This is a genomic window from Streptomyces sp., from assembly GCF_036566765.1.
Lineage (GTDB): Bacteria > Actinomycetota > Actinomycetes > Streptomycetales > Streptomycetaceae > Streptomyces.
The window spans coordinates 1-5,271 of sequence record NZ_DATCVQ010000066.1 but is presented as its reverse complement, the minus strand read 5'-3'; the positions used below and the strand labels follow the sequence as shown (position 1 = coordinate 5,271).

The window sequence follows — 5,271 nt, the reverse complement described above, 5'->3', positions numbered from 1 at the left end:
GGGGCCTCGACGGTCAGCCGGCCGGCGGCCCGCCCCCGCCCACCGGCCCGGCCCCCTCTCCCGCCCCCACGACGACCGGAGGGAATTGAGACATGCCCTACCGGCCGTCGAAGAAATTCAGGAAGCAGCTGCTCGCCGGCGGGGCGGTCGTGCTCCTCGCCGGGCTCAACGCCCCCGCCGCGGTCTCCTTCGCCACCGCCAAGTACCACGCCTACAAGATCGCCCAGCCCGGCTACAAGGCCGCGTACGGCTCCTGGCAGGAGCTCGGCGTCCCCGGCGAGTTCCGGATCAACGCCATCCACGCCGCGCTCCTGCACACCGGCAAGGTGCTGCTCATCGCCGGATCGGGCAACGACCAGAAGAAGTTCGACTCCGGCACCTTCGAGACCGTTCTGTGGGACCCGCGGAACGACACCTTCAAGAAGATCCCCACCCCCGAGGACTTCTTCTGCGCCGGACACTCCCAACTCCCGGACGGCCGGCTCCTTGTCGCCGGCGGCACCGCCCGCTACGAGGTCCTCGACGGTGAGGTGAAGAAGGCCGGCGGAGGCATGCGGGTCAAGAACGAGAGCCCCGACCGGGCCGTCACGCTGAAGAAGGGCACCGTCTTCCGCTCGCCTTCGGGCGTCGAGTACGTCTCCAAGTTCGACGTCACCGTGCCCAAGGCCAAGCGCGAGTTCCAGATCACGTACTTCAAGAACGGCGCGATGAAGCCCTGGCGGACCAAGGTCACCGCCGCCGAGGCCCGGGTCTTCGTCGAGGCGCGCAAGGCCGGCCCGCAGGCCCTCACCACCGAGGCCGCGCAGTACGAGGTCCTCGGCCTCAAGGGCGAGGACGCCGACAACGTCTACGGCCTCGCTCAGCGGATCACCACCGAGAAGCAGGACTTCCAGGGCATCAAGGCCGCGTACGAGTTCGATCCCAAGGCCGAGCGGTACGTGCCCGTCGCCCCGATGAAGGACGCCCGCTGGTACCCGACGCTGGTCCCCCTGGAGGACGGCAAGGTGCTCGCCGTCTCCGGGCTCAACGACGTCGGCGACGTCGTCCCCGGCGACAACGAGATCTACGACCCGAAGACGAAGAAGTGGACCAAGGGCCCCTTCCGCTACTTCCCGACCTACCCGGCCCTGTTCCTCACCAAGGGCGGCCGGCTGCTCTACACCGGCTCCAACGCGGGCTACGGCCCCGCGACCAAGGGTCGCGAGCCGGGGCTGTGGGACCTGAAGAAGAACGTCTTCACCAAGCTCGGCGGGCTCAGCGACACCGACCAACTGGAGACCTCGGCCTCACTGATGCTGCCGCCTGTGCAGGACCAGAAGGTCATGATCCTCGGCGGGGGCGGGGTCGGCGAGTCCCAGAAGTCCACCCCCCGCACCTCGATCATCGACCTGTCGAAGGCGACGCCCGCCTTCACCGACGGCCCGAAGCTGCCCCAGGGCACCCGCTACCTCAGCAGCGTCCTGATGCCCGACGACACGGTGTTCACCAGCGGCGGGTCCGAGCAGTACCGGGGCCGCAGCGGCAGCGACATCCTCAAGGCGCAGTTCTACGACCCGAGGACCAACGCCTTCACCGCGGCCGCCGACCCGACCGTCGGCCGCAACTACCACTCGGCGTCGCTGCTCCTTCCTGACGGGCGGGTCGCCACCTTCGGATCCGACCCGCTCTTCGACGACGCCGACAACACCAAGCTCGGCACCTTCGAACAGCGGGTGGAGATCTTCACCCCGCCCTACCTGCACGGGAACGCGGACCGCCCGGTCCTCGGCGAGGGCCCCCAGGAACTCGACCAGAACGGCCGCGCGACCTTCCACAGCGCGGACACGGCACGGATCGCGACGGCCCGGCTGATGAGGCCGAGCGCGGTGACGCACACGACGGACGTCGAACAGCGGTCGGTGGCGCTCGGCCTGACGAAGACGAAGGACACGGTGACGGTGGAGGCCCCGCTGGACCGGACGCTGGTACCGCCCGGCTGGTACATGCTGTTCGTCACCGACGAGGAGGGGACGCCGTCGGAGGCGAGGTGGGTGTGGGCGGGGTGAGGCGGGGCGGGGTCTTGGCCCCGGCTCGTCGGCGAACGCCGAACCGGCCGAGCATCTGTCCGAAAGCGTGTGTCTGAATTTGTCGCCCGGAGGAGCTGCGTACCGTGCGCTCTCCCTGGCCGCCCCATGGCACGCAGAGCACAGAAACCCTGCACGCTACGCACACCACCGCGCGCTGCTCGCGCCTAAGTTCTCCGCTGGCGACAGCGCATCGCCCTACAACAGCAACAACTGACCTACATCTCTTTTCAGGGGGAATCATGATCTCGAAGATCAAGTCGAGCGGAACGGCCAAGCGTCTGATCGCGCTGGCCACGGCGAGCCTGGCGATGGTCGGCGGCAGCCTGGTGGTGGCGCAGCCCGCCTCCGCAGCGTCTTGGCAAGGGGAGCTGTGGACCTATCAGACCGGGCTCTGCCTGGACGGCAGTGGCGGTGCCGGTCCTGGTTCCGCTGTGATCCAGTGGGAGTGCAACGGGGGTTCGAACCAGTGGTGGTACACGAGCTGGGACTCCAAGGGGCGCCCGAGGATCGTCAACTCCAGGAACAACCTGTGCCTCGACCGGCACGACGACACCAGGTTGGGCGCCCAGCTGATCCTTTGGCACTGCAATGACAGCTGGAACCAGGTCTTCGCCTACGGCGGAGGGGTCAACACCATCGTGAACACTCCTCTCAACCAGGTGGTCGACGTCCCGCGAGGCACGGGCGAGTGGGGCGCTCGGCCGATCATGTGGGAGCCGAACGGCGGAGACAACCAGCTGTGGCAGCTGCACGGCTGGGGTGGGTAGAGAAACAAAGGCCGCAGGGCGCCGAGGGGGCCCGTCACCGTAAGTGGTGCGGGCCTGCGCGAACGGTGCGCCGTCAGTCCTTCGCGCGGTGCGCCAGGCCGAGGGCGTAGTCCGGCCACCACGTGCCGGCGGCCGGGCCGCCCCGGCAGGTGCCGTCCGACTCGCCGGGCCGCTTGATCCACAGGTACGCGTCCACCAGCGGGTCGCCGGTCCGGTCGGTCGGCGGCGTGCCGAGCGCCCGGCCCGGCGGGTTGCACCACGCCTGGTCCCGGTCGCCGGGCAGCGGGCCGTGACCGTTGCGGCTGGTGTCCACGGTGTAGTGCGCGCCGTCGAGCATCCCGGACAGCCGGGCGCCGAAGCCCTTGACGGCGTCGTTCGTCTGGAAGTTGGAGACGTTCAGGGCGAAGCCGTCCGCGTGGGCGAGGCCCGCCCGGCGCAGCGGCTCGACCAGCTTGCCCGGGTCCTCGATCCAGGCCGGGTTGCCCGCGTCGAGGTAGACCCGGGTGTGCGGCTGCCGTTGCAGCCGCTCGATCGCGCCGGAGAGCAGTCGGTAGCGCTCGTCCTGGTACTGGGCGGGGGTGCACCCGTCGACGAGGTGCGGCACGGCGTCCGGTTCGAGGACGACGACGGCATGGGCGTCGCCGATCGCGCCGGCGAAGGCGTCGACCCAGTCCCGGTAGGCGGCGCCGTCGGGCGCGCCGCCCGCGGAGTACATGCCGCAGTCGCGGTGCGGGATGTTGTACGCGACGAGGACGGCGGTACGGGCGGCGGCCTTCGCGCCCCTCACGACCTTCGCGACGTCCGGGACGGGGTCGTCGTGAGCCGGCCAGTCGGCGACCGGCCGCTCCGAGATCCGCCGCAGAGCCTTCGCGTCCGCGGTACGCCCCTGCGCCTCGTACCGCTCCACCTGCCGCGCCGCGTCACTGTCCGGATCGACCCAGAACGGCGCCCCGCCGGCCGCCCCGGTGCCCGAGGGCCCGACCGGGGTGCGCCCCGCGGGCTCGCCGCAGCCGGTGAGCGCGAGCAGGAGCGCGGTGGCCAGGGTCAGGCCGATGACGGCGGTACGTCGGGACATCCGGGCCCCCAAGTCGAGGCGAGGCGAGGCCGCGAGGCGCGGCAGGTCAAGATGCGGCAGGTCAGGATCGGGAGGAGCCGGGCCATCGTTGCATATCGGTCAGTGGGTGGCCGGGTGCGACGCGGCGGGCGTCAGCCCGTCGACGGCGGCGTCGCCAGGGCGATGCCGAGTGGGGTGCGCTCGTACAGGACCTGGTGGCCGTAGCGGCGCGAGGTCAGTAGGCCGGCGTCGCGCAGGACCGACAGATGGGCGGAGACGGAGGAGGGGGCGAGGCCGAGGCGGTGGGCGAGTGCGGTGGTGCCGGCCGGCTCGTCGAGTGCGCACAGCACGTCCGCGCGGTGCCGGCCGAGCAGCCGGGCCAGTGCGTCGGGGGTCCGGTCGCGCGGCGCGGTCCACAGGCCGCCGATGCCGCGGGCCGGGTAGACCACCGTCGGCTGCCACGGCGGGTCGAAGCCGCTGACCACGTCGGGCCAGGTGAAGACGGACGGCATGAGCACCAGGCCCTGCCCGTCCAGCGCGCGGACGTGTTCGCCGCGGTAGTCGACGACGAGCGTGGCGGTCTCGGCGTCCCAGCCGAACGCCGGATGCAGCTCGGCCAGCAGCCGCTCCATGCCGCCGTCGGCGAGCCGGCGCGAGTGGTACGCGACGTCCGCCTCCAGGAGCGCGCGGAGCCGGGGCCAGTCCGGGGCGACCAGGACGTCGTGGGCGGCCTCCAGAAGATCCGCGAGCCGCCGGATCGCGTCCGCGGGATCGGCCAGCAACCGCCGCCCCTCCGCCGACTCGGCGGCCCCCGGGGTGTCGGCGAGCGCCCGCGCGAGGTCGTCGTGGACGAGGGCCGGGTCGGTCCGGCGGACCGCGGCGAGCTCTTCCTCGAAGGTGGCCGCGGGGCCGAGCGGTGGCGGGTAGAGGAAGTCCGGGCTGTGCCCGTGCTGCGGCATCAGCAGATGCAGCGGCCCCAGATCCAGCCCGCCCTCGGCCTGCCTGATCCGCCGCAGCCACGGCAGGTGATACCCCTGCTGCCGCGGCCGCGCGAGCACCCGTACCGCGGCGTGCGTCTCCCACATCGGCGACAGCGCGAACCGGATCCGAAGCCGGTCGGCCTCCCCGAACTGAAGGTGATACGGCATGCACGCCTCGCTGAAGATTCGCCTGAACCCGAAAGTCTAGGCCCGCCACCCGATGCGAGCCAGGCTCCCGGCATGCCGAAGAACCCCTCGCCCCAGCCCGATCCCGGCGTACGCCACAGCCCCGAACCCCCCGCCGCGGCGAGACCGGCGTCCGGCACGGGCACGGCCGAGGCGCCGAGCGGGCCCGGCACCCCCCGCCCCGCTCAGGTTGCTCCGTCGTCCGCGCACGGCGAGGC

Annotated in this window: 4 protein-coding genes; 2 read left to right on the top strand and 2 right to left on the bottom strand. The window is 71.7% G+C overall.

The window, feature by feature from the left end; all coding sequences use genetic code 11:
- Positions 1–92: 92 nt before the first annotated feature.
- Positions 93–2,045, top strand: coding sequence for a radical copper oxidase GlxA (gene glxA, locus VIU94_RS03265; RefSeq protein ID WP_331907297.1), 1,953 nt, complete (start codon positions 93–95; stop codon positions 2,043–2,045).
- A 260-nt stretch (positions 2,046–2,305) separates the two neighbouring features.
- On the top strand, positions 2,306–2,833 hold the full coding sequence (locus VIU94_RS03260) for an RICIN domain-containing protein (RefSeq protein ID WP_331907295.1): 528 nt from the start codon (positions 2,306–2,308) through the stop codon (positions 2,831–2,833).
- A gap of 73 nt (positions 2,834–2,906) precedes the next feature.
- Here VIU94_RS03260 and VIU94_RS03255 read toward each other — a convergent pair whose 3' ends face one another.
- Positions 2,907–3,908, bottom strand: coding sequence for a glycoside hydrolase family 6 protein (locus VIU94_RS03255; protein WP_331907293.1), 1,002 nt, complete (start codon positions 3,906–3,908; stop codon positions 2,907–2,909).
- A gap of 131 nt (positions 3,909–4,039) precedes the next feature.
- Entirely contained in the window at positions 4,040–5,035 is a 996-nt protein-coding gene (locus VIU94_RS03250; protein ID WP_331907291.1) for an ArsR/SmtB family transcription factor, read from the bottom strand.
- Positions 5,036–5,271 lie beyond the last annotated feature (236 nt).

What these genes read in the sequence shown, in the direction of transcription:
- VIU94_RS03260 (WP_331907295.1), top strand. Translation starts at nt 2,306, where the DNA reads ATGATCTCGAAGATCAAGTCGAGCGGAACGGCCAAGCGTCTGATCGCG.
- glxA (WP_331907297.1), top strand. Translation starts at nt 93, where the DNA reads ATGCCCTACCGGCCGTCGAAGAAATTCAGGAAGCAGCTGCTCGCCGGC.
- VIU94_RS03255 (WP_331907293.1), bottom strand. Translation starts at nt 3,908, where the DNA reads ATGTCCCGACGTACCGCCGTCATCGGCCTGACCCTGGCCACCGCGCTC.
- VIU94_RS03250 (WP_331907291.1), bottom strand. Translation starts at nt 5,035, where the DNA reads ATGCCGTATCACCTTCAGTTCGGGGAGGCCGACCGGCTTCGGATCCGG.